Source organism: Variovorax sp. 01T432, assembly GCF_056398605.1.
Map to the genome: position 1 here is coordinate 12,451 of NZ_JBFTPS010000021.1, position 21,624 is coordinate 34,074.

Here is a 21,624-nt window from a genome sequence, read left to right on the forward strand (position 1 = left end):
TGCCTGTCCAAGAACGAGTTCAGATCAGCAGAGTGAGCGTCACCGCAGACGCGTCAGGTGCCAGGATGCTTCCCTGCACCGGCTGACCTGTCGCCAACTCGTATCGCAGGGCCGCCGCAGTGCTGCCGTTGCCTACTTTAGCGTTCGGTCGAAACAGTTCGTCAATCATGGCAGCGAGCTTATTGTCGGAGACGACGGGCTTCTCCATCGCGGCTCGCATGTGATCTTTGTAAGTCTCGTGGAGTGCTCGATTTGCGGCGCTTTGCGCATCCGCCACCTTCGCTGCGGCGCCAGCCGCATCGCCGATGTCCAGCAGCGCCTTGGCCTCTTTGATCAGCAGCTTGGCCATGCCGTCGAGGCTGTAGCCGCCGTCCACGGCGATGCCCGCCGGGTTGGCAACGACGACCTCGGCCCTTTGGCCGCCGACCTCGATGGCGCCGCGCAGCTGCGTCGGGTTGCCCGAGTTGATCTCGTTGAGGATGACGCGCGCGGGCCCGCGGGCCAGCCACGGATTGCCCTGGACGAAGCCCCCGAGCTGCGTCTGAACATTCGTGCGGCTGTTGTTGAGAATGACGCCGTTGCGCTGGACGTCGAAGCGGTTGTAGACGTTGCGCGAAACACCAGCGGCGGAGGGCGTCTGGATGTTCACGAGCGGAACGCCGTTGGGCGCCATCAGCACTGTGGGGCGCTGGCTGCCCGGCGCGTTCGGCGCGGCGACGATCTGGCCGTGAGCCGCCGTGGAGACCAGCAAGCTCGCAAGCGCGGTCCCTACCAGTCCGGACGTCGCGCCGGTCGCCTTGCCCATGCTCATGGCCGTTTCCTGCACCGCCATGCGCAGCCCGCGCGCGGCGTTGAAGACGACCCGGTGAAGGTTCTTGTTCATGCTCGGTCTCTCCCTGACATTCAGAAGCTGTAATTGAGGGTGAAGCCGGCGCTGACGCCGGCCGTGCGAAATCCTTCGGGCCTGCTGATCGGGGCCCCGATGAAGACGTCGTAGTTCAGGCCCCTGATGGCGCCGCGCAGGCCGATCACCCCGCCCGCCAGATGCCGGCCGAGCAAGTCCTGTGTGGACGGCCCGCCGACCTCGCCGTAGTCGACGCCGGCATAGAGCTCCGCGCCGCTTTCGCCCAGCGTCCAGCCGATGTCGTTGCGAACCAGCCAGCCGCGATCGTCAAGGAGGCTGGACTCGCCATCGAAGCCGCGCACCGTGTAGCGCCCGCCGATGCCGAAGCGGTCTTGCGGCGTGAGCGCGGTGCGGTTCCACTGCGCGCGCCAATGGCCGCTGTAGCGCAGCTTTTCCTCGCCGAGCTTGAAGGGCAGGTTCAGGGCCAGGTCCGCCGTGAGGAGGCGCAGGCGCGAAGTGCCTTCGCCGAACTCCTCTTCCGGTGCGCGGATGGCGCCGAAAGCGCCAGTGCCACGGCGGTAGGCGAGATTGGCATCCAGCGTGGCTTCGCCGAAGAACTCGCGGTAAGTCAGACCGAGCTCCCATCCGCCGACGATGCGGTGCTGCACGTCGATCTCCGTGTCGTCGATGAAGTTGCGCGACTCGCTTCGAAAGCCGCGCACGCTCAACGTGGTCTTGCGGCGCTGGTCGCGGTAGACCAGGCGCGAGAGCTTCACCTCGGCGTTGTGGGTCTCCCCGGCGTAGACATAGTCCTGGCTGAATCCGGCGACGGTCTGGTGGTAGCGGCTGCTCGACGCGGTCGCGCTCAGCAGCCAATAGCCATGGGGCACCGAGTAGTGCATCACCTGACCCTCGGTGCCCTGCGTCGGCGCGCTGATGAAACGCTGGCCGTCGATGCTGTGGTTGGCGCTGACGTAGAACAGGTCGTTGAGCCCCAGCAGGTTGTCGCCGGAGAGCGTGATGCCGCCTTGGTGGCGGCCGGTGGCCTGGGTTCCACCGTCGTCCGCACTCAGGGAGGCGCGCAGCCGCCGTGCCTGCGTGTAGGTGACGACGAGGTCGCTGTCGGCGGGCGCGGCGTTCGCCGCGCGGGAAGGCTCGATCTTGATGTCGGCCTCCGCGGTCGGCACGCGCTTCAGGTTCTCCAGGCCTTGCTCGATGTCACGCAGGTTGAGCAGGTCGCCGGGCCTGGCGGGGATCGCGTTGCGCAGCGTGGCGTGCGCGCTGGAGCCATCGGCAAGTCGGATGGCTGCGATGCGCCCCGGAACCAGCGTGAGGCTGAGCACGCCGCCGCTCAGGTCCTGGGGTCCGGCCAGCACGCGGGTGGTGGCCCACCCCCGCGCGATCAGCGCCTGCTGCAGGCGCGAAAGCAGGATGTCGAGGCCCTCAGTGCCCAGGCAGTGGCCGAGGGGGCTGTCGTCGTCATCCGGCCCCGCTGCCGACGAGAGCAGCCACTGGAAGTCTTCCGCCCGTTCGCCTTCGAGACGCAGGGTATCGATGCGGAAACAGGGGGCTTCGCCCGAGGGCAGGCGCTCGGCCTTCCTGGGTGTCTCGCGCGGCAGGAAATCGTCGACGGGACCTTCGTTCCGATCCCGCAGCGCGCGTTCGCGTTCCTGCAGCCGGAGCCCCTCGATGAAGGGCTCGCGAGCCAAGGGCGGTTCCGGGGTCTTCGCTTGGGAAGACGCCGCCGCGATGAGCGCGGCCGCCGCCAGGATGCCGCCCCTGAAGCAGGCGCGCTCGCGCATGCGTGCCTGCCGAAGGGCCCTGTGCCCCGCCACTCCCAAGAACCGCATCCGATGCCCTCATACGTTGGTACAGGGCGCGAATTCTGTGGCTACCTCAAAGGTTCAAATGTGCTCAATTCTGACGGCGGAGGTCGAAGGGTTGTTTCAGCGTGCGTCCGTGCAAAATAGTTCCGCGCGCTTCTTCACGAAGACTACTTGACCTGCTGTTTCCCGAGCTTGCGCGCCAGCGTACGCCGGTGCATTCCGAGCCGCCGCGCGGTCTCGGAAATGTTGAAGCCGGTCTCCGCGAGCGTCTCGTGGATGCGCTCCCATTCGAGCGTCTTGATCGAACTGGAGCGGTTGGTCAGCTCCACCTCGGTGCTTCCCTCGGCGCGGCCGAAGGCGGCCTCGATGTCGTCGGTGTTGGAGGGCTTGGCGAGGTAGTGGCAGGCGCCGAGCTTGATGGCCTCGACGGCCGTGGCGATGCTGGCAAAGCCCGTCAACACGACAATCAGCATCTCGGGGTCGTGCGTGTTCAGCGTCTGCACGCAGGCCAGGCCGGAAGCCTCGCCGCTCAGCTTGAGGTCGACGACGGCAAAGCCCGGCGAATACCTCTCCAGCAGCACCGTGACTTCGTCCAGGCTCCTGGCCAGGAGGACCGTGTAGCCGCGCCGTTCGAAGGAGCGGCCCAGGGTCCGTGCGAAGGCGGCGTCGTCCTCGACGATCAGCAGAAGGCGTTCAGCTTCCATGTCCTTCTTCTTCCTTCAAGGTGATGGCCGCGAGCGGCAGGGTGATGGTCACGATCGCGCCGCCCTCGGGGCGGTTGCGCGCCGCGACGCTGCCGCCGAGCGTTCGCGCCACGTTGACGACCAGGAACAGGCCGAGGCCGGCGCCAGGGCGTCCCTTGCTCGATTGGTAGGGCTTGCCGAGCTGGGCCAGCATGGCGGGCGCGAAGCCGGTGCCGGTATCGGTCACCGTCAGCGTCATCGCTTCCTTGTCGCGCGCCACCTCGAGGCTCAGCCAATGCGGGGAGGCTTCGAGCGCATTGTCGAGCACGTTGCAGATCATCTGCTTCACGGCCGAATCCGACACCATCGCCAGGTCCTGGCCGAAGCGGTTCTCGTAGATGAAGGTGGTGGCGGGGCGGGTGGCGCGCCATTCCTCGGCCAGGGCATCCATGAAGGTGCGGATCGTCGTCTTCACGGACGACTCGCCCCGGGCCTCGCCGGCCGAGAGCAGGATGCCGCTCACCGTGGTCTTGCAGCGCTGCACCTGCGCCTGCATCTCCGCGACCTCCTGCAGCAGCTCGGGGTCGCGCGTGAATGTGGGCATGCGCCGCCAATCGCCGAGGATCACCGCCAGCGTCGCCAGTGGCGTGCCGAGTTCGTGCGCCGCGCCCGAGGCGAGCAGGCCCATGCGCACGATGTGCTCGTGCTCGGCCGCGCGCTGGCGCAGGTCCGCGAGGCGCGCATCGCGCTGGCGAAGATTGCGGCTGATGCGGGTGATGAAGATCACCAGCAGCGCCGCGTTGAGCGCGAAGCACACCAGCATGCCCTGGATGTACGGGCTGGCCAGGCCGCGGTCGTGGTCCGGCAGAAGCGCGAGGGGCTTGGCGTAGAGCGCCAGGCCGGCGAAGCAGGCGGTGGTGATGGCGACCATGACCTGAATGGACCACGCCTCGAGCAGCACCGCGGCAAGGATGACCTGCAGCAGGTACAGGAAGACGAAGGGATTCGTCGCGCCGCCGCTGAGGTAGAGCTGCGCCGTGAGCGTGGCCACGTCGACCAGCAGCGCCACGAAGAGTTCGCCGTTCGTCACCTCGCGGTGCCCGCGCCAGCGCAACTGGCTCATGAGGTTGAATGCGGCGAGGAAACCCAGCACCGCCAGCATGTGCTCCAGCGGCAGCGGGATCTGGAAGCCGTAGTGCACGACTTCGATCGTGACGATCTGCCCGACGACGGCGATCCAGCGCAGCTGGATCAGCTGCTGCATGTTCTTGAGGCCGGTGGCGTCGTCCAGGCTGGCGACGGCTTCAGCCCGGGCGGGCATCTTCGCTTCGTTCATCCGGGCGATTTTCGCGCCCAACGCGCCAGGCGGCACCGGCGGCCATCAGCGCCAGCGCATACCAGGTGAGCGCGTAGACCAGATGGTTGTTGTGGAAGGCGATCACGGTCAGGCCGCCGGCGGGCCAGCCACGCGGCTGGGCGGCGTCGGCATCGACGAAGAAGGGCGCGGCGCCGCTGAGGCCGCGCGCGCTGGCGATCGCCTGCACGTCACGTGAATACCAGCGGTTGCCGGAGGCATCATTCCTGCGCAGGAAGCCGCCGCCCGGCTCGCTCATGCGCAGCAGGCCGGTGACGGTGGATTCTCCAGAGGGCTCGCCTGTGCCGCGGGCCTGGCGCTCGCGCGCCTCGGGCGGGACGAAGCCGCGATTGACCAGCACCACATGGCCGTCCGCCATCCGCAGCGGCGTCAGCACCCAGAACCCGGCGCCGAGTTCGGTCGAGGCCTGCACCAGGGTTTCGCGATCGTGGAGGAATGTTCCGGCCAGACGCACGTGACGATATTCGTCAGCGGCGGCACTCAGCCGCGGCCATTGTCCGGGGCCGGGCGCGTCGGCGGCCGGTGCGTGCACGCGCTGCTCGACACGCTCGATGAGATCCAGCTTCCAGGCCCTGCGCTCCAGCTGCCAGGTACCGAGGGCGACGAAGCCCGCGAAGGCCAGTGCCGCGCAGAACGCCCATGCGAGCCTCAAGGCATGTTCTTCATGTCTTGCATGGTCGCCGGCATCATGTTGTGGTTGAGGTGGTACATCACCCACAGCGAGCCGCTCAGCGTGATCACGACGAGCACGATCGTGAAGACCAGCGCGAGCAGCGACCAACCGCCCTCGGACCGGGTGTTCATGTGCAAGAAGTAGATCATGTGAACGATGATCTGCACGGCCGCGAAGCCCAGGATGACCATCGCCGTGACGCTGGACTTGTCGAACACCTTGCCCATGACCAGCCAGAAGGGAATGGCCGTGAGGATGACGGACAGCACGAAGCCCGTCGCGTAGCCCTTGAAGGTGCTGTGGGGCGTGCCGTCGTCATGGCCGTGGCCGTGCGCGTCGTGGGCATCGTGAGAAGCGTGACTGTCGATGTGCGCGCTCATGGCAGAACTCCCATCAGGTAGACGAAGGTGAAGACGCCGATCCAGACCACGTCCAGGAAGTGCCAGAACATGGAGAGGCACATCAGGCGCCGCCGGTTCTCGGGGATCAGCCCCTTGCGCGAGACCTGCACCATCAGCGTGACCAGCCAGACGATGCCGAAGGTCACGTGCAGCCCGTGCGTGCCGACCAGCGTGAAGAAGGACGACAGGAAGGCGCTGCGCTGCGGGCCCGCGCCGTCCTGGATGAGCTGCACGAACTCGTGCAGTTCCAGGCCGATGAAGCCGGCGCCGAGCAGGCCGGTCACGAAGAGCCATGCCAGCGTCGCGCGCATCCGGTTCTTCTGCATCTCCAGCATGGCGAAGCCATAGGTGATGGACGACAGCAGAAGCAGCGAGGTGTTGAGCGCCACCAGGGGCAGGTCGAACAGGTCGGCGCCCGACGGGCCGGCCGCGTAGCTGCGGCCCAGCACGGCATACATCGCGAACAGGCACGCGAAGACGAGGCAGTCGCTCATCAGGTAGAGCCAGAAACCGAGCAGCGTCCCGTTCTCCGGGTGGTGCTCGTCGGGCACGTGGAAGCGCAGCTTCTCGGGCACGTTCATCGCGCCGGCGGTGGGGGAGGAGAGGGTGATCTCAGACATGGCTGGCCAGCAGGCGTGTGCGTTCGCCTTCGATGCGCACGACATCCTCCACGGGGACGTGGTAGTCGCGCTTGTAGTTGAAGGTGTGGCCGATCGTGGCGGCCACCAGCAGGAGGAATGCGAGGATGGCCAGCGGCCACATGTGCCAGATGAGCGCGAATCCGCAGGCCGCGCTGAGCACCGCCAGGATGAAGCCCGCGCCCGTGTTCTTGGGCATGTGGATCGGAATGAAGCCCGCGAGCGGACGCTCGTAGCCGCGCTTCTTCATGTCCCACCAGGCGTCGCTGTCATGCACCAGCGGCGTGAAGGCGAAGTTGTAGGCGGGCGGCGGCGAGGAGGTCGACCATTCGAGGGTGCGGCCGTGCCACGGGTCGCCCGTGGTGTCGCGCAGGGACTCACGCCGCCGGTAGCTGACCACCAGCTGGATGATGAAGGAGGCGATGCCCAGCGCGATCAGGAAGGCGCCGAAGGCCGCGAGGATGAACCAGATCTGCAGCGACGGGTCCTCGAAATGGCTCAGCCGGCGCGTGACGCCCATCAGGCCCAGCACATAGAGCGGCATGAAGGCGAAGTAGAAGCCGACCAGCCAGAACCAGAAGGAGCACTTGCCCCAGAAGGGATCGAGCTTGTAGCCGAAGGCCTTGGGGAACCAGTACGTGATGCCGGCGAACAGGCCGAACACCACGCCGCCGATGATCACGTTGTGGAAGTGCGCGATCAGGAACAGGCTGTTGTGCAGCACAAAGTCCGCCGGCGGCACCGCCAGCAGCACGCCCGTCATGCCGCCGATCACGAAGGTGACCATGAAGCCGATCGTCCACAGCATCGGCACTTCGAAGCGGATGCGGCCGCGATACATGGTGAACAGCCAGTTGAAGATCTTCGCCCCCGTCGGGATCGAGATGATCATCGTCGTGATGCCGAAGAAGGAGTTGACGCTGGCGCCCGAGCCCATCGTGAAGAAGTGATGCAGCCACACGAGATAGGACAGGATGGTGATCACCACCGTGGCATACACCATGGAGGCGTAGCCGAAGAGCCGCTTGCCGGAGAAGGTGGAGACGACCTCGGAGAACACGCCGAACACCGGCAGGATCAGGATGTAGACCTCCGGATGGCCCCAGATCCAGATCAGGTTGACGTACATCATGGCGTTGCCGCCGAAGTCGTTCGAGAAGAAGTTGGTACCGGCGTAGCGGTCCAGCGACAGCAGCGCGAGCACGGCCGTGAGCACCGGGAAGGCGGCGACGATGAGCACGTTGGTGCACAGCGCGGTCCAGGTGAAGATGGGCATCTTCATCAGGCCCATGCCGGGCGCGCGCATCTTCACGATCGTGGCGATGAGGTTGATGCCCGACAGCAAGGTGCCCACCCCCGCGATCTGCAGGGACCATATGTAGTAGTCGACCCCGACGTCCGGACTGTAGGCGATGCCAGAGAGCGGCGGATAGGCCAGCCAGCCGGTGCGCGCGAACTCGCCGACGAAGAGCGAGGTCATCGTCAGCCCGGCGCCCATGGCCGTCATCCAGAAGCTGAAGTTGTTGAGGAAGGGAAAGGCGACGTCGCGCGCGCCGATCTGCAGCGGCACGGCGAAATTCATGAGCCCGGTGACCAGCGGCATCGCGACGAAGAAGATCATGATCACGCCATGCGCGGTGAAGATCTGGTCGTAGTGGTGTGGCGGCAGGTAGCCCTCGACGTTGCCGAAGGCGACCGCCTGCTGCAGACGCATCATGATCGCGTCGGAGAAGCCGCGCAGCAGCATCACCAGCCCGAGGATGACGTACATGATGCCGATCTTCTTGTGGTCGATGCTGGTGAACCACTCGCGCCAGAGATAGCCCCAGAGCCGGAAATAGGTCAATGCGCCCAGCATCGCCACGCCGCCGAGGGCGACGAAGATGAAGGTCCAGAGAAGGATGGGCTCATGGAACGGAATCGCCTCCCAGGTGAGGCGGCCGAAGATGAGCTTCGTGAGGTCGAGGTGGTCGAACATCGGGAGAGTTATTGCGGGCGCGAAAGGGAAATCGGCGGGTCGTTCACGGTGCACATGGCGCCGACGTACATCCTGGCCGGCTGGCCGTCCAGGTTCAGGCGGGTGCGGGTTGCCGGGTCGAGCGAGGCGAGGTTGTAGCTGCCCGGCTTGCCCAGGCCGCCGCCGGCATCGATGGCCATCATGTCCTTCAGGCACATCTTGTTGGCCTCGACGCAGCGGTTGAGGATGGCGTCGTACAGGCCGGAGGCAACGCCGGCATAGCGGCGCACCGGCTCGCGCTCGCTCGGGCGTTCGAGCTGGAGGTAGCCGGCGCGGCTGAGTTCGCCGCCGCCGCTGCGGGCCGTCTGCACCCACTTGTCGAAGTCGCCGGCGCTCAGGCCATGGAACTTGAAGCGCATGCCGGAGAAGCCCGCGCCGCTGTAGTTGGCCGAGAACCCGTCGAACTCGCCCGGCGCGTTGATGACCGCGTGCAGCTTGGTTTCCATGCCCGGCATGGCATAGACCTGGCCCGCGAGGGCGGGGATGTAGAAGGAATTCATCACCGACGACGCCGTGATCTTGAAGGTGATCGGGCGATCCACCGGCGCGGCCATTTCATTGACCATGGCGATGCCCTGCTCGGGGTACAGGAACAGCCATTTCCAGTCGAGCGCGACCACTTCGACGACCAGCGGCTTCACGTCCGCCGGCACCGGGCGTCCGGCATCCAGCCGCGCGAGCGGGCGGTAGGGGTCGAGCGTGTGGGTGCTGATCCAGGTCAGGGCGCCCAGGGCGATGACGATCAGCAGCGGCGCGGCCCAGATCACCAGTTCGAGCTGGGTGGAATGGTCCCAATCCGGAGCGTACTCGGCCTCGGCGTTCGACTGGCGGTAGCGCCAGGCGAAGATGAAGGTCAGCGCGATCACCGGCACGATGATCAGCAGCATCAGGACGGTGGAGATCAGGATCAGGTCCCGTTGCTGGGCGGCCACATCGCCGGAGGGGCTCATCACGACGGCCTTGCACCCCGCCAGCAAGCTGAAGGCCAGGGGCAGGAGCAGTCCGCGAAGGAGCCGAAGGTGCTTAAGGGGAGGCATGCCGTGCGAAATATTGGAGAGCGTGTTCAGGAACGAGCAGAATCTACGACGATCGTTGGTCGGATGGGATTGGACGTTTTGTCCCACTGCGGTCTATTGCGGTATTTCGCAAGGGGTGAGACCCTAATGTGTCTGTCTGAAACAACACTTAAGCCACTAGCAAGTCAAGCATGATTTCCAGCGTCAGTCACGAATCCCACGAGCCCTCGACGCGCACCCTGGAGCGTGACGCCAGGCAGGTCGCGGCCGACCATGCCATTGCTCCGAGCGAGATCGCCGTCGGCGTGATCATCGGCCGGGCGTCGGAGTACTTCGACTTCTTCGTCTACGGCATCGCCTCGGTGCTGGTGTTTCCCGCCGTGTTCTTCCCGTTCGAGGAAAAGCTGGAAGGCACCCTCTACGCATTCGTCATCTTCTCGTTCGCATTCATTGCCCGGCCCCTCGGCACGCTGGCCTTCATGGCGATCCAGGAGCGCTGGGGGCGGGGCGCCAAGCTGACCGCGGCATTGTTCCTGCTCGGTTTCTCCACGGTGGGCATGGCCTTCCTTCCAGGTTACGCCAGCCTGGGGTTTGCGTCCATCGTGTTGCTGTCGGTTTTTCGCTTCCTGCAGGGCGTTGCGCTCGGCGGCTCGTGGGACGGCCTGCCCTCGCTGCTGGCGCTGAACGCACCAGAACATCGGCGCGGCTGGTACGCGATGATTCCTCAGCTCGGCGCGCCGATCGGCTTCATCATCGCCAGCGGCTTGTTCCTGTTCCTGAACTCGAACCTGTCGTCCGAGGAGTTCCTCGACTTCGGCTGGCGCTATCCCTTCTACGTGGCCTTCGCGATCAACGTGGTGGCGCTCTTCGCACGGCTGCGGCTGGTGGTGACCGACGAGTACGAGCGCCTTCTGCAGGAGCGCGAACTCCACCCGGTCAAGTTGAAGGAACTCGTGCATGCGCGGGGCGCCAACCTGCTGATCGGCGCCTTCGCGGCGTTGGCGAGCTACGCGCTGTTCCATCTGGTCACCGTGTTTCCGCTGTCGTGGATCACGCTGAATTCGACGCAGCCGGTCAACGACGTGCTGGTCGTGCAGATCATCGGCGCGGCGATCGCCATTCCGGGTGTGATCGCCTCGGGATGGATCGCGGACCGGGCGGGGCGGCGCACGACGCTGGGCACGCTGGCCGTGCTGATCGCCGTCTTCAGCGGCTTCGCGCCCACGCTCCTGGGCGCCGGGACGGTCGGGGAAGATGTGTTCATCCTGCTGGGTTTCGCGCTGCTCGGCCTGTCCTACGGCCAGGCGGCGGGCGCTGTGAGTTCCAATTTCGAGGCGAAGTACCGCTATACCGGCGCCGCGCTCACCTCGGACCTGGCATGGCTCATCGGGGCCGCCTTCGCGCCGCTGGTGGCGCTCGGGCTGTCGGCGCATTTCGGGCTCGCCTACCTCAGTGTGTATCTGCTTTCCGGCGCGGCTTGCACGCTGGTGGCGCTGCAGGTCAATCGGGCGCTGGAAGTCCGGGAGTGATGCCGGGCCGCCCGGCCCTTCGCTACAGCTGCACGCCCTTCGTCAACGCGCCGTCCACCACCAGGTTGGTCCCCGTGATGAAGCTGGCCGCCGGGCTCGCCAGGAAGGCGACCGCGTTGGCCATCTCCTGCGGCGTTCCCATGCGGCCGGTCGGGTTCATCGCCAGCGCCTGCCTGTAGAGCTCGGGGTTGCCGTGCTCGATCTGGTTCCATACGCCGCCGGGGAAGTAGGTGTTGCCGGGAGACACGCTGTTGGCCCGGATGCGCTTGCCGGCAAGGTGGTAGGCCAGACCCTGCGTGTAGTGGACGATCGCCGCCTTGAAGGCGCCATACGGCCCGGCGGCGAAGTCGATCTCGCGGCCCGAAACGCTGGAGATGGTGACGATCGCGGCATGGGCGCTGCGCTCCAGGCTCGGCATCGCGGCGTCTACCAGCCGCACCGTGCCCATCATGTCGACCTCGAAGCCGCGCTGCCAGCCCGTCTCGTCGTTCGAGATCGCCAGGGCGCTCACGTTGGCGACCACGATGTCGATGCCGCCCATCGCGGTGTCGGCTTCCGTCACCCAGGCTTTCAGGGCCGGCCCGTCGGCCACGTCGACGGCGGTGCCGAAGACCTTGACGCCATAGCGTCCCGCCAGCTCCGTCGCCACGACAGCCACTTCGTCCGCGTTGCGCGCGCACAGCGCCACATTGGCGCCTTCGGCGGCAAGCGTCTGGGCGATGGCCCGACCGATGCCCTTGGTTCCACCGGTCACCAGGGCGTTGAGTCCTTTCAGTGCGAGATCCATTTTTCTTCCTTCGCGTTGTGGTTGGGGAGGGGGCAGGCCGCGCTCACCCGTGGACGCCCGTGTACTGGCTCATGATCTCGAAATCGCCCAGGTGCTCGCGCGGTATCTCGCCGCCGATCTGGCCGCGCTTGATCACCAGCACGCGCTCGGAAACGGCGGCGATGAACTCCAGGTTCTGCTCCACAAGAACGATAGTGAGCTTCATGCGACCGCGCAATGAGGCCAGTGTCTCGGCGATCTCTTCGATGATGGAAGGCTGGATGCCTTCGGTCGGTTCGTCGAGCAGCAGCAGCGTGGGCTTGCCGGCCAGCGCCCTGGCGAGCGCCAGGAGCTGCTGCTCCCCGCCGGAGAGCGAGCCGCCGGGCCGGTCGAGCAGCGGCTTGATGCGCGGGAAGTCCTCCAGCAGCTGCTCGATCGTGTGCAGGTCGCGTTCGCCGGTCTTCACCAGGCCCATGCGCAGGTTGTCCATCGCGCTCAAGGTCGGGAATATCTCCCGCCCCTGCGGTACATAGGCCATGCCCAGCTTGGCGCGGGAATGCGGCGCCTGGCGCGTGATGTCCGTGCCATTGAAGCGCACCGTGCCGGCGCTGGCGCGCAGCACGCCGATCAGCGTGCGCAGCATGGTCGTCTTCCCCATGCCGTTGTGGCCGAGGATGCCCACCGATTCGCCCGCGGCGATCTTCAGCGAGATGTCGTGCAGCACGGGGATGGCCCCGTAGCCGGCGTGCAGGCCCGAAACTTCCAGCATGTGATCAGGCTCCGGCTCAGTGCGGCTTCTTGCCGAGGTAGATCTGCTGGATCAGCGGGTCGCTCATGATGCGGTCCGGCGTGTCCTCCTTGATCACCGCGCCCTGGTGCAGCACGGTCACTGTCTTGGCGATCATGCGGATGAAGTTCATGTCGTGTTCCACCACCACCAGCGCATGCTGGCGGTTGATTTCGAGGATGAGTTCGGCCGTGCGCGCCACCTCGGCGTCGCTCATGCCGGCCGCCGGCTCGTCCAGCAGGATCAGCGGCGGGTCGGCGGCAATCACGACGCCGATCTCCACCCACTGCCGCAGGCCGTGGGCGAGCAGCCCGGCAGTGACGTCGCGGTAGGCCGTCATGCCCACGCGCTCCAGCGTCTCGCTCGTGATGCGGTTGGCGCCCGCCGTGCTGTTGAGGCGCCGCGCGGACAGCCAGATGTTCTCCCAGACGCTCAGCCCATTGAAGAGGCTGGGCACCTGTGTCTTGATGCCGATGCCCAGGCGGCCCGGCTCGTGCGGCTGCATGTTCGATATGTCCTTGCCGCGAAACAGTATCTGGCCGGAGGTGGGCTTGACCTGGCCCGTCAACAGCTTGAAGAAGGTGCTCTTGCCGGCGCCGTTGGGGCCGATCACGCAGCGCAGTTCCGCTTCGGCAAGCGTGAAGTTCACGTCCCGCGTGGCATGCACGCCGCCGAAGCGCACGTTGAGGTCGCGAGTCTCGATCAGCGGCGTCGTCATGTGGGCTGCTCCGTGGCCGGCATGGCGTGCGGGTGTTCCTTCGGGGCCGAAGGCGCCGCGGCGGGCGTGGCGGGCTGCGGCCGGCGCAGCCGCCGCCACAGCGATTCGAGCGCGATGCCCAGGCTCGGCACGATGCCGCGCGGGACCATCAGGACGAACACCACCAGGATCGCGCCGAGCACGAGGTTGGAGTTGAAGACCTGCTGCGTGCCGATCTGGGTCGTCAGCCACTGGATGGCGACACAGCCGACCACCGGGCCGACCAGCGTGCCCAGCCCGCCCACGATGACCCAGATGATGATCTGCGCCGATTGCGCGAGCCCGAAGATCGTCGGACTCGTGAAGGCGCCCCAGTTGGCGAACAGGCATCCCGCCAGCCCCGCGATGGCGCCGCCGAGCGTGAAGCAGAACAGCTTGTAGGCGCGCGCGTCGTAGCCCAGCAGCAGCACGCGCTGCTCGTTCTCCTTGGCCGCCACGATGACGCGGCCGATCTTCGAACTGATCAGCACGCGCAGGCCGAGATAGATTCCCAGCAGGCAGACGAAGGTCACGTAGAACAGGTCCTTCGGCGTCAACACGTTGTCCGGCTGCCCCGGCACGTTGAGCGTCGGGATGCCGGGGATGCCGTTGAATCCGCCGAGAGGCGCCTTGCCGATTCGCCACTCCGGCCCGGCCGTCGAGTTGATGAGGTTGAAGAGGATCAGCGTCACCGTGAGCGTGATCACGCCCATGTACACGTCCGAGAGCCGGCCGTAGAAGATCACGTAGCCCAGCAGGGCCGCGAAGAGCGCGGGCACCACGATGGCGAGGATGAAGGGCAGGGTGCTGTCGCCGGTGTTCATCACCGCGAGCGCGTAGGTGTACGAGCCGAGCCCGAAGAAGGCGGCCTGGCCGAAGCACAGGATGCCGCCGAAGCCCCAGATGAAGCCCAGGCTCACGCCGAGGATCGACATCACGGCGTAGATCGTGACCTGGATGAGCGTGTAGTCGTCCATCACGCCGGGCAGGCCCAGCATCAGCGCGATGCCGATGACCATGCTGAGCGCGCAGCTCATCCATGACTTGGCGAATCGGTTCACAGGGATCCCTTGAAGAAGCGTCCGGTGATGCCTTGCGGCAGCAGGCGAAGCATGACGATGGCGGCCAGCAGCAGTGCGACCTCGCCGAACACCGGCGTGGTGACGAAGGTGGCCAGTTGATTGATGGCGCCGAAGAGCGAGGACGCGCCGACCAGGCCGGCAAGGATGGCCGGGCCGCCGCCGATCACGGTGATGAAGGCCTTGGCGACGAAGGCGGCACCCATCGTGGGCACCACACCCGTCAGCGGCGCGAGCAGACCCCCGGCCAGCCCCGACAGCGCCGCCCCGACCGCGAAGGTGACGGAATACACCAGGCCCGGGCTGATGCCCAGCGCATTGGCCATGTCGGGGTTCTGCATGGTGCCGCGCGCGATGAGGCCGAGTTGCGTACGCATCAGCACCCAGCGGATCGCCAGCGCCAGCGCCACGGCGACCGCGATGATCACCAGCGTGTAGCTGCTGACCGAGTAGGCGCCGATGGAGAAGCTGCCCAGCGGCGCCGAGACGCCCGCCGTCGTGTTGCCCGCGATGGAGGTGACGATGCCGACCAGCAGCAGCGACAGTCCCCAGGTCGCGAGCATGGTGTCGACCATTCGGCCGTAGAGGCGCCGGATGATCAGCCGCTCCAGCACGATGCCGATCAGTCCCACCGCGATCGGCGCGACGATGAAGATCGCGACCCACAGATTCACGCCCAGCTTCAACGCGCCGATGACGGCGTAGGCGCCGAGCATCATGAATTCGCCGTGGGCGAGATTGATGACTTTCATCATCCCGAAGATCACGGCCAGCCCGGCCGAGAGAATGACCAGGCTGGCCACGGCATAGAGAACCTGGATGATGACGATGAGGGCGAGATCCATGGGGGGCTTCGGCAGATGCGGATTCAGGCCTTGATGACGTACTGCTGGTTGTCTTTCGGGTTCTTGATCAGGTTGCACACGGCGCTGGTGTCCGTGGGCTTCTGCTGCTGGAAGGTCTCGACGATGTTGAGCTGCTTGTCCTTCACCTCGGCAATGCTCACGTTCAGCACGCAGTGGTGGGTCTCGGCATCCACCGTCACCTTGCCGCTCGGTCCGTTGATGCTGATGCCCGATTCGAGTGCTTCGGTCACCTTCATGCGGTCCAGTGACTTGGCCTTCTTCACACCCTCGGCCCAGAGCTTGAAGCCCTGGTAGGTGCCCATGGCGAGTTCCGTGATGTTGGGATAGTCCTTGCCGAAGCGCTTGTAGAAGCGTTCCTTGAAGGCCTTGTTCTCGGGCGTATCCAGGTTCTGGAAGTAGTTGTATGAGACCAGGAAGCCATCCGTCTCGGCCGGCGACAGAACGATGTGCTCATTGCCGCCCGCGAAGGTGGTGGAGGCCAGCGGGATCTTCTTTGTCAGGCCGGCCGCGGCCCACTGGCGATAGAAGGAGATGTGCGCGCCGCCGACCAGCGCCGAGACGATCATGTCGGGCTTGGCGGCTTCGATCTTGGAGATGGTCGGGCCGAAGTTGGTGACGTCCAGCGGGAAGAAGTCGATCGATGCGACGGAGCCGCCGTTGTCCTGCACGAACTTCTTCACCCACTGGGAGGTGATCTGGCCGTAGTTGTAGTCGGCCGCGATCACATACACCTTCTTGCCCCACTTCTTCATCGCGTAGGGGATCAGCTTGGCGACGGTCTGCGCGGGCGTCACGCCGGTACAGAAGGTATTGCGGTCGCACACGCCGCCTTCGTACTGCGTGTTGTAGAAGTAGAGCGTGCGGTTGCGGTCGAGCACCGGGCGGATCACTTCGCGCGAGGCGGAGGTGATGCCGCCCATAACCACCGCGGCCTTGTCCTTCAGCGCCGCCTGCTGCGCGAATTGCGCATAGAGCTGCATGTTGGATTGCGGGTCGTAGGTGGCGAGCTTGAGCTGCTTGCCCAGCAGTCCGCCGGCCGCGTTCTGCTCTTCGACGGCGAGCGTCATGCAGTCCGCCATCGGCTTGCCGTAGATGTCCAGTCCTCCGGAGAGGTCGTGGATGCTGCCGATGATCATCTCATCGGCGGCCAGGGCCGCGAGCGGGAACAGGGGGGCGGCGGTGCCGGCCAGTGTGGCACCGGAAGCCTTGATGAAGGAACGACGATCCATGGAAGAACTCCTCTTGATGTGAATGGGGCTTGATCACCGTCGGACAGACGGTCAGATCGACTTCCAGTCGCCGGCCTGCTCGAAGGCATAGGCGGCGCGGTAGATGGTGGCTTCGTCGTAGAACCTGCCTGTCAGCATCATCCCGACCGGCAGTCCGTCGACGAGACCGCAGGGAATGCTCATCGATGGGTGGCCTGTGACGTCGAAGGGACAGGTGTTGGGCAGCATCTCGAAGGCGCGTGTGATCACTTCTTCCACCGGCGCGCCGGGCTTCGGAATCGGCGTGGCCGTCAGAGGCAGCGTGGGCATCAGCAGCACGTCGAAGTCGCAGAGCGCGCTGTCGTAGGCGGCCGTCAGCTGCCGGGCGAGGTTCTGCGCCTTCGCGTAGTAATGGCCCCGGTAGTGTTTGATGAAGTACTCGCCAAGCACCATCGTGAGCTTGAGCGTCTCGGAGAGTTCGTCGGCCCGCTGCTTCCAGCCGGCGTGGAAGTCGACCATGCCGGTGACGTACAGGCCTTTCCAGTTGAAACCGTGTCCGTTGTCCTTCATCATCTGCTGCGTCGCGCCTTCGGCGGCGATCGGCAGCCAGATGGCGGGGCCGACCGCATGCATCGGCACCGACACCTCGCCCACGGTCGCGCCGAGCCGCGTGAAGATTTCCGCGGCCTTGCGCACCTTGGCGTCGACGGCTGGATCCGATTGCGGCCAGCCGAAGCCTTCCTTGACGATGCCGATCCTCAGGCCGCGCACGCCGTCCTTCATCAACTGGCTGTAGGGCTTGGCGGTCTGGCCCGCGTGCTGGCGCGGATCGAGCCCGTCCGGGCCGGCAAGCACTTCCAGCATCAGCGCGTTGTCGGTGACGTTGCCGGTCATCGGACCTGTATGGTCGATGGTGAGTTCGATCGGCATCACGCCCGTGTAGGGCACCAGTCCATGCGTGGCCTTCATGCCGTAGATACCGCAGTAGGAGGAGGGCATGCGGATCGAGCCTCCCTGGTCGCCGCCGATCGCGAGGTCGACCTCGCCCGCCGCCACCAGCGCCGCGCTGCCGGAGGAGGATCCGCCCGCAGAGTAGCCATGGCGATGCGGGTTGTGCACCGGGCCGGATGCGCTGGTGTGCGAGCCGCCCGAGAAGCAGAAGTACTCGCACACCGCCTTGCCGACCACGGTGGCGCCGGCGTCGAGCAGGCGAGTGACGATGGTGGCGTCGACGTTGGGCACGTAGCCTTCCATGGTCGAGGCCCCATTCATCATCGGCACGCCGGCCAGGCACACGTTGTCCTTCAGCACGACAGTCTTGCCGGCGAGCAGGCCTTCGGGCTTGCCCTTGATCGTGGTCTTGACATACCAGGCGCCGTACTTGTTCTCTTCGCCCGAGGGACGGTAGCCGGGCGTGCGCGCGTAGCTGACAGCAGGCACGTAGTCGGGCATCGCATCGACGGCGTCGTAGGCGTCGAAGTTGGGCTGCAGCAGCGTGTTGTAGACGTTGGCCTGTTCTTCCGACAGATGGATGCCCAGGCTGAGGGCGACGTCCTGCAGCTGGTCGAGGGTGGGGCGTTTGATGGCCATGGCTTGTGACTCCGCGGTTTTGTTGAGGTCGCGATGGGCTCTGGTCGCGGACCCTGAACCGGTCGGCGCTACAAGCTCATCGCGCTCGCATTTTGGTGGTCGATATTTTCCAAGTCAAGCATTTTGTTTTCCTTGGAAAATAAAAAAGACTGGCGGAAGGCGACACCCGCAAGCGGAATCACAGCCTCGTGAGCACGCGGAAGGCATTGCCTTCGGCGCGCGCGAGATAGATCGGCGTGCGGCTCACGCCGCCGCCTTCATAGGCGGCGTCCCGCGCGCTGCGGTAGGCCATCGGCGCTTCGCCCAGGAGCTCGGTGCGGCTCGACGCGCGCGGGCCCGCGCCGAACAACGCCGCGAGAAAATGTAGCCCCTCGTAGGTCGATTGGCCGAAGGTGTTGAGCGTCGGCGCGCGCTCGCCGAAGTGCGCCCGGTAGCGCTCCTTGAACGCGAGGTTGGCATCGGTTTCGAGCGTCGCGAAGTAGCCGCAGGCCACGTAAAGATCCTCGGCGTTCTCGGCGCCGATGCCCAGCAATTCGTTCTCGCCGATGGCGCACGACAGCCGAAGCATCGAGCGCGAGAGGCCCGCCCGCCCGAAGGCGCGGTTGAAGTCCACGGCGTCCTGCCCGACCAGCGAGAGCAGCACCGCGTCGGCCCTGCTGTGGCGCAGTTCGTCGAGCGCTTCCGAGTAGTCAGTGGTGCCGAAGGGCACGTAGCGCTCGCCGACGAGTTCCGCGCCCGCCTCGGCGATGTAGCCGCGCGCCAGCCGGTGGGACACGTGGGGCCACACATAGTCGTTGCCGATGGCGAACCAGCGTCGCGGATGCTTGCGCTGGCCGAGCCACTGGATCGCCGGATGCAGCTGCCGCGCGGTCGTCTCGCCGATCGCGAACACGCCCGGCGTGGATTCCCCGCCCTCGTAGAGCGGGGTATAGATGATGGGAATCTGCCCGCCGACCGCGCGCAGGATGCGCTGCCGCACTGCGCTGGTGTGCATGCCGATGATGGCGTCGATGTCGCCCGCGTCGACCAGCTCGATCAGAGTCGCCTCGATGTCCGGCGCGTCGTCGGATGCGTTGACCGTGAGGAGCCGACCCGACTGCCCGGCGATGCCGGCGTCGTGGTTCAGCTCGGCCAGCGCCAGCTTGGCGCATGCCAGCGCCGAGGGCCCCCAGATTCCTGCCGTGCCTCCCAGCGGCACGCACAGTGCGACATTCAGCTCCCGGCGCGCAAGCCTGGGCCGAAGCGGAAATTGCAGCGCGGCGCCCGGCGGTGTGTCGGGCGCGCGGCGGGCGAGCGATCCAGGGTATGACAGCATCGAAAGCTCCGGGGCGAATGCGAATGCACCAAGACGGCGTGGCGACGAGAGCTATCGCAAAAAGCGCGCCAATCCTTTCCAAGGAAAAGGATCATGCGTAAACTCCTTCCCCAGTACAACCCATGAAGACACCAGTCGCGTCTTCCAAGATTTCCATGCCTGCCACGCCCGAGCAAGACATCTCGCAATACCTGGCCTATCTTCTGGCCTCGGCCAACCGGCGCATGCGGATCGGCCTGGCGCAGTCCATCGCCGACGAGGAGGTGACCGAGGAGCACTGGCGCATCCTGCAGGTGCTCGCTGACGAACAGGGGCACCCGATGGGCGATCTGGCCGAGAAGGTCCTCCTCAACCACCCCGCCCTGACCAAGAACATCGACAAGCTGGTGAGCCGCGGCCTGGTGCAGCGGGCGGCCGATGCCAAGGACAGCCGCAAGGTGCTGGTCTATATCAGCGATCTGGGCCTGGAGACGGTGTCACGCCTGAAGAAGAGCGTGGATGCGCACCACGATGTGATCGAGGAGGCGCTCGGCCCCCGCAAGACGAGCCAGCTCAAGCGTCTGCTCGAGAAGCTCATCGAGGAGTGCGAGACGCACTGATCGAGGGATCAGGCTCTCGCGAAGGGGGCGCAGGAGGATCAGCCGAAGATCTTGGCGGCGGTCTTCGCCACGAGTTCGCCCTGGTGGCGAGCGCCTGCGAGGTCGATCGCCGTCGGCTGGCGCGAGCCGTCGCCGCCGGCCACGGTGGTGGCGCCGTAGGGCGCACCGCCCACGATTTCATCGACGCTCATCTGGCCCTGGTGGCTGTACGGCAGGCCGACGATCGTCATGCCGAAGTGCAGCAGGTTCGTGATGATCGAGAACAGCGTCGTTTCCTGCCCGCCATGCTGTGTGGCAGACGAACTGAAAGCGCCGCCGACCTTGCCGTTGAGTGCGCCGCGCATCCACAGCCCGCCGGCCTGGTCGAGGAAGGATGCCATCTGCGAGGACATGCGGCCGAAGCGCGTGCCGGTGCCCACGATGATGGCGTCGTAGTGCTCGAGGTCGCCGATCGTCGCGACGGGCGCCGCCTGGTCGAGCTTGAAGTGGGAAGCCTTCGCGACTTCCGTGGGCACGGTTTCCGGCACGCGCTTGATGTCGACCTGTGCGCCGGCGCTGCGCGCGCCTTCGGCGACGGCTTCGGCCAGCTTCTCGATGTGGCCGTAGGAGGAGTAGTAGAGAACGAGGACTTTGGTCATGAGGATTTCCAGGCAGAAACAATGAAGGAAGAGCGAATGCCGACGGAAGACCGGGCATCGCCGCCAGCTTAGGAGCTGGACATTCATCGTGGAAGCCTATATCTTTCGATGCAATCCATCGTCAGAAAAGATAGATAGACCAATGCTCGACGGCGTATCCATGGATCAACTGCGCACCTTCATCGCCGCCGCGGACGAGGGCAGCTTCTCTGCTGCGGGCCGGAAGTTGCGGCGTGCGCAATCGGTCGTGAGCCAGACGCTGGCCAATCTCGAGGCGCAGATCGAGGTGCGGCTGTTCGATCGAATGGCCCGCTATCCGCAACTGACCGAGGAGGGCCGCGTACTCCTCGCGCAGGCGCGCGCGGTCGTCGGCGGCATGGACGACTTCAAGGCCAAGGCGCGCACCATCGCCGAAGGGTTGGAGCCGGAGCTGTCGGTGGTGGTGGACGTGATGTATCCGATGGATTCGCTCACGGCCGCGATCGGTTCGTTCCGCGAAGCCTTCCCCCATACGCCCCTGCGGCTGTACGTCGAGGCCCTGGGCGCGGTGATCCAGCCCGTGCTCGACGGGGTTTGCCGCCTCGGGATCATCGGCTCGCTGCCGATCGTGCCCGACGGCGTGGATGCCGAGCCCTTGCTCGACGTGCACATGCTCACGGTCGTCGCGCCCGGGCATCCATTGGCCAGGCTGAAGCGCGTGATCCGCCTGCGCGAACTCGAAAGGCACGTGCAGCTCGTACTGACCGATCGCTCGACGCTCAGCGAGGGCAAGACCTTCGGCGTCCATTCCCCGCTCACCTGGCGCCTGGCCGACCTCGGCGCCAAGCACGCCTTCCTGCGCGCCGGCTTCGGGTGGGGCCACATGCCTTGCGCGATGGTTCGGGATGACGTGGCCTCGGGGGAACTGGTGGTCATCGAACTTGAAAGCTTCCAGGCGAAGATCCAGCAGATCGCGATGTATGCGGCCTACCGCAAGGACCTGCCGCCGGGTCCGGCGGGGCGCTGGTTTCTCGACCGGCTCAAGGAGGGCGCGTAGCG

General features: G+C 66.0%; 20 protein-coding genes and 1 pseudogene. 3 read left to right on the forward strand and 18 right to left on the reverse strand.

Going from position 1 to position 21,624, the window contains the following annotated elements; all coding sequences use genetic code 11:
• Positions 1 to 364 precede the first annotated feature (364 nt).
• The 9 genes and pseudogenes from AC1DNF_RS17110 to cyoA form a co-directional block, all read right to left on the reverse strand.
• A pseudogene (locus tag AC1DNF_RS17110) lies at positions 365 to 883 on the reverse strand (two-partner secretion domain-containing protein); the annotation flags it as partial.
• Positions 884 to 903: 20 nt separating this feature from the next.
• Positions 904 to 2,646, reverse strand: a complete 1,743-nt coding sequence (locus AC1DNF_RS17115) for a ShlB/FhaC/HecB family hemolysin secretion/activation protein (RefSeq protein WP_478149805.1) — start codon at positions 2,644 to 2,646, stop codon at positions 904 to 906.
• Positions 2,647 to 2,837: 191 nt separating this feature from the next.
• On the reverse strand, positions 2,838 to 3,374 hold the full coding sequence (locus AC1DNF_RS17120; RefSeq protein WP_478149806.1) for a response regulator transcription factor: 537 nt from the start codon (positions 3,372 to 3,374) through the stop codon (positions 2,838 to 2,840).
• Positions 3,364 to 4,689, reverse strand: a complete 1,326-nt coding sequence (locus AC1DNF_RS17125; RefSeq protein ID WP_478149807.1) for an ATP-binding protein — start codon at positions 4,687 to 4,689, stop codon at positions 3,364 to 3,366. The genes AC1DNF_RS17120 and AC1DNF_RS17125 overlap by 11 nt, the downstream gene beginning before the upstream one ends.
• Positions 4,658 to 5,380, reverse strand: coding sequence for an SURF1 family protein (locus AC1DNF_RS17130; protein WP_478149808.1), 723 nt, complete (start codon positions 5,378 to 5,380; stop codon positions 4,658 to 4,660). The genes AC1DNF_RS17125 and AC1DNF_RS17130 overlap by 32 nt, the downstream gene beginning before the upstream one ends.
• Complete coding sequence (cyoD, locus tag AC1DNF_RS17135; RefSeq protein WP_478149809.1) at positions 5,377 to 5,781, reverse strand: cytochrome o ubiquinol oxidase subunit IV; 405 nt, start codon at positions 5,779 to 5,781, stop codon at positions 5,377 to 5,379. Before cyoD ends, AC1DNF_RS17130 begins: the two co-directional genes overlap by 4 nt.
• Positions 5,778 to 6,422 (reverse strand): cytochrome o ubiquinol oxidase subunit III, encoded by a 645-nt coding sequence (cyoC, locus tag AC1DNF_RS17140; protein WP_478149810.1) that lies wholly within the window; start codon positions 6,420 to 6,422, stop codon positions 5,778 to 5,780. The genes cyoD and cyoC overlap by 4 nt, the downstream gene beginning before the upstream one ends.
• Complete coding sequence (gene cyoB, locus AC1DNF_RS17145) at positions 6,415 to 8,418, reverse strand: cytochrome o ubiquinol oxidase subunit I (RefSeq protein WP_478149811.1); 2,004 nt, start codon at positions 8,416 to 8,418, stop codon at positions 6,415 to 6,417. Before cyoB ends, cyoC begins: the two co-directional genes overlap by 8 nt.
• A gap of 8 nt (positions 8,419 to 8,426) precedes the next feature.
• Positions 8,427 to 9,494 carry a ubiquinol oxidase subunit II gene (gene cyoA, locus AC1DNF_RS17150; RefSeq protein ID WP_478149812.1) on the reverse strand — a complete coding sequence of 356 codons (1,068 nt, stop codon included), beginning with the start codon at positions 9,492 to 9,494 and terminating at the stop codon, positions 8,427 to 8,429.
• 170 nt (positions 9,495 to 9,664) lie between these two features.
• On the opposite strand from cyoA, the gene AC1DNF_RS17155 reads away from it, so the two are divergent.
• Positions 9,665 to 11,002: an MFS transporter gene (locus AC1DNF_RS17155; RefSeq protein ID WP_478149813.1), complete on the forward strand. Its 1,338-nt coding sequence runs from the start codon at positions 9,665 to 9,667 to the stop codon at positions 11,000 to 11,002.
• Positions 11,003 to 11,024: 22 nt separating this feature from the next.
• Here the strand turns inward: AC1DNF_RS17155 and AC1DNF_RS17160 are convergent, their stop codons facing one another.
• The 8 genes from AC1DNF_RS17160 to AC1DNF_RS17195 form a co-directional block, all read right to left on the reverse strand.
• A complete protein-coding gene (locus AC1DNF_RS17160; protein WP_478149814.1) occupies positions 11,025 to 11,789 on the reverse strand; it encodes an SDR family NAD(P)-dependent oxidoreductase in 765 nt (254 codons plus the stop codon).
• Positions 11,790 to 11,832: 43 nt separating this feature from the next.
• The gene (locus tag AC1DNF_RS17165) at positions 11,833 to 12,537 is read right to left on the reverse strand and encodes an ABC transporter ATP-binding protein (RefSeq protein ID WP_478149815.1); all 705 of its coding nucleotides are present in this window, start codon (positions 12,535 to 12,537) and stop codon (positions 11,833 to 11,835) included.
• Positions 12,538 to 12,553: 16 nt separating this feature from the next.
• Positions 12,554 to 13,273, reverse strand: a complete 720-nt coding sequence (locus AC1DNF_RS17170) for an ATP-binding cassette domain-containing protein (protein ID WP_478149816.1) — start codon at positions 13,271 to 13,273, stop codon at positions 12,554 to 12,556.
• Positions 13,270 to 14,352, reverse strand: coding sequence for a branched-chain amino acid ABC transporter permease (locus tag AC1DNF_RS17175; RefSeq protein ID WP_478149817.1), 1,083 nt, complete (start codon positions 14,350 to 14,352; stop codon positions 13,270 to 13,272). Before AC1DNF_RS17175 ends, AC1DNF_RS17170 begins: the two co-directional genes overlap by 4 nt.
• Positions 14,349 to 15,215, reverse strand: a complete 867-nt coding sequence (locus tag AC1DNF_RS17180; RefSeq protein ID WP_478149818.1) for a branched-chain amino acid ABC transporter permease — start codon at positions 15,213 to 15,215, stop codon at positions 14,349 to 14,351. The genes AC1DNF_RS17175 and AC1DNF_RS17180 overlap by 4 nt, the downstream gene beginning before the upstream one ends.
• A 23-nt stretch (positions 15,216 to 15,238) precedes the next feature.
• Positions 15,239 to 16,465, reverse strand: a complete 1,227-nt coding sequence (locus tag AC1DNF_RS17185; protein WP_478149819.1) for an urea ABC transporter substrate-binding protein — start codon at positions 16,463 to 16,465, stop codon at positions 15,239 to 15,241.
• Positions 16,466 to 16,516: 51 nt separating this feature from the next.
• Complete coding sequence (locus AC1DNF_RS17190; RefSeq protein ID WP_478149820.1) at positions 16,517 to 18,034, reverse strand: amidase; 1,518 nt, start codon at positions 18,032 to 18,034, stop codon at positions 16,517 to 16,519.
• A 178-nt stretch (positions 18,035 to 18,212) separates the two neighbouring features.
• Positions 18,213 to 19,349, reverse strand: coding sequence for a substrate-binding domain-containing protein (locus tag AC1DNF_RS17195; RefSeq protein WP_478149821.1), 1,137 nt, complete (start codon positions 19,347 to 19,349; stop codon positions 18,213 to 18,215).
• A 122-nt stretch (positions 19,350 to 19,471) separates the two neighbouring features.
• On the opposite strand from AC1DNF_RS17195, the gene AC1DNF_RS17200 reads away from it, so the two are divergent.
• Positions 19,472 to 19,948 (forward strand): MarR family winged helix-turn-helix transcriptional regulator, encoded by a 477-nt coding sequence (locus AC1DNF_RS17200; RefSeq protein ID WP_478149822.1) that lies wholly within the window; start codon positions 19,472 to 19,474, stop codon positions 19,946 to 19,948.
• A 38-nt stretch (positions 19,949 to 19,986) separates the two neighbouring features.
• On the opposite strand, the gene wrbA is transcribed toward AC1DNF_RS17200, so the two are convergent.
• A complete protein-coding gene (gene wrbA / locus AC1DNF_RS17205; protein WP_478149823.1) occupies positions 19,987 to 20,586 on the reverse strand; it encodes an NAD(P)H:quinone oxidoreductase in 600 nt (199 codons plus the stop codon).
• Positions 20,587 to 20,728: 142 nt separating this feature from the next.
• Between wrbA and AC1DNF_RS17210 the strand changes: the two genes are divergently transcribed.
• Positions 20,729 to 21,622, forward strand: a complete 894-nt coding sequence (locus AC1DNF_RS17210) for a LysR family transcriptional regulator (RefSeq protein ID WP_478149824.1) — start codon at positions 20,729 to 20,731, stop codon at positions 21,620 to 21,622.
• Positions 21,623 to 21,624: the final 2 nt, after the last annotated feature.

Bases quoted from the DNA above. Each gene is read 5' to 3' on its own strand.
- AC1DNF_RS17115 (WP_478149805.1), bottom strand. From the start codon at position 2,646: ATGCGCGAGCGCGCCTGCTTCAGGGGCGGCATCCTGGCGGCGGCCGCG.
- AC1DNF_RS17120 (WP_478149806.1), bottom strand. From the start codon at position 3,374: ATGGAAGCTGAACGCCTTCTGCTGATCGTCGAGGACGACGCCGCCTTC.
- AC1DNF_RS17125 (WP_478149807.1), bottom strand. From the start codon at position 4,689: ATGAACGAAGCGAAGATGCCCGCCCGGGCTGAAGCCGTCGCCAGCCTG.
- cyoD (WP_478149809.1), bottom strand. From the start codon at position 5,781: ATGAGCGCGCACATCGACAGTCACGCTTCTCACGATGCCCACGACGCG.
- cyoC (WP_478149810.1), bottom strand. From the start codon at position 6,422: ATGTCTGAGATCACCCTCTCCTCCCCCACCGCCGGCGCGATGAACGTG.
- cyoB (WP_478149811.1), bottom strand. From the start codon at position 8,418: ATGTTCGACCACCTCGACCTCACGAAGCTCATCTTCGGCCGCCTCACC.
- cyoA (WP_478149812.1), bottom strand. From the start codon at position 9,494: ATGCCTCCCCTTAAGCACCTTCGGCTCCTTCGCGGACTGCTCCTGCCC.
- AC1DNF_RS17155 (WP_478149813.1), top strand. From the start codon at position 9,665: ATGATTTCCAGCGTCAGTCACGAATCCCACGAGCCCTCGACGCGCACC.
- AC1DNF_RS17160 (WP_478149814.1), bottom strand. From the start codon at position 11,789: ATGGATCTCGCACTGAAAGGACTCAACGCCCTGGTGACCGGTGGAACC.
- AC1DNF_RS17165 (WP_478149815.1), bottom strand. From the start codon at position 12,537: ATGCTGGAAGTTTCGGGCCTGCACGCCGGCTACGGGGCCATCCCCGTG.
- AC1DNF_RS17170 (WP_478149816.1), bottom strand. From the start codon at position 13,273: ATGACGACGCCGCTGATCGAGACTCGCGACCTCAACGTGCGCTTCGGC.
- AC1DNF_RS17180 (WP_478149818.1), bottom strand. From the start codon at position 15,215: ATGGATCTCGCCCTCATCGTCATCATCCAGGTTCTCTATGCCGTGGCC.
- AC1DNF_RS17185 (WP_478149819.1), bottom strand. From the start codon at position 16,465: ATGGATCGTCGTTCCTTCATCAAGGCTTCCGGTGCCACACTGGCCGGC.
- AC1DNF_RS17190 (WP_478149820.1), bottom strand. From the start codon at position 18,034: ATGGCCATCAAACGCCCCACCCTCGACCAGCTGCAGGACGTCGCCCTC.
- AC1DNF_RS17195 (WP_478149821.1), bottom strand. From the start codon at position 19,349: ATGCTGTCATACCCTGGATCGCTCGCCCGCCGCGCGCCCGACACACCG.
- AC1DNF_RS17200 (WP_478149822.1), top strand. From the start codon at position 19,472: ATGAAGACACCAGTCGCGTCTTCCAAGATTTCCATGCCTGCCACGCCC.
- wrbA (WP_478149823.1), bottom strand. From the start codon at position 20,586: ATGACCAAAGTCCTCGTTCTCTACTACTCCTCCTACGGCCACATCGAG.
- AC1DNF_RS17210 (WP_478149824.1), top strand. From the start codon at position 20,729: ATGCTCGACGGCGTATCCATGGATCAACTGCGCACCTTCATCGCCGCC.